This window comes from Rhodococcus sp. KB6 (assembly GCF_001445685.1).
GTDB classification, from domain to species: Bacteria; Actinomycetota; Actinomycetes; order Mycobacteriales; family Mycobacteriaceae; genus Rhodococcus_F; species Rhodococcus_F qingshengii.
On the sequence record NZ_LNAK01000075.1, the window covers coordinates 1 to 847 of the forward strand.

The following is an 847-nucleotide window of genomic DNA, read 5'->3' on the forward strand; positions in this document are numbered from 1 at the left end:
CGACAACGCGACGTTGGTGGACGGTTCGCTCAAGGCGACTGTCGACGGTGTCGACGGTGCTGCTCCGACCCTGTCGGGCACCACGCTCACCTGGACCGGTGCATTGGAAGCCGGTAAGTCGGTTGTCCTGACCTACCAGGTGAAGATCAACGATGGTGTTGCCGGCGGGGTTCTGATCAACAACAAGGTCACCGGTACTGCGAAGCCGCCGACGGGTCCGGAGATCACTCCTCCGCCGGTGACGACCGAACACCCGGTGGTGTCTCCGAAGATCGCTGTGGTGAAGTCTTCTGATCCGGTGTCGGGTTCGAATGTTGTTGCCGGTCAGGACATCAAGTACACGCTTTCGTTCTCGAACACCGGTAACGGTGCGGGTGAGGTCGCGTACTTCGATGATCTGCGTGGTCTGCTCGATGATGCTGATCTGGTTGCGGGCAGCTTGAGTGCTGATGCTCCGTTGACGGCTGCGATGGTCGGCACGGATGGTTTCTCGGTGACGGGAACCCTTGCGGCCGGTGAGAGCAAGACGGTGACGTACACCGTCACGGTCAAGGCTGATGCCGATCGCGTTGCGGCGAATGCCGACAACACGGTGCTCAACTTCGTTGTTCCGGGTACGACTCCGCCGGTTGATCCTCCGGAGGTGTGTGATCCGGCGACGCAGCTGTGCACGACGCATCCGGTTCAGGTTCCGGGGTTCACGGTCGCGAAGGCTGCCGATCCTGCATCGGGTACCAATGTTGCTGCGGGTCAGACGATCACGTATACGGTGACGGGTGCGAACACGGGTAACACGACTCTTGATCCGGTGGTGTTGACCGATGATCTGTCGAAGGTTCTCGACAAC

The 847-nt window shown here is 60.4% G+C and carries 1 pseudogene; it reads left to right on the top strand.

The features are described from left to right. Window positions 1-847: pseudogene (locus ASU23_RS12210) on the top strand (DUF11 domain-containing protein); the annotation flags it as partial.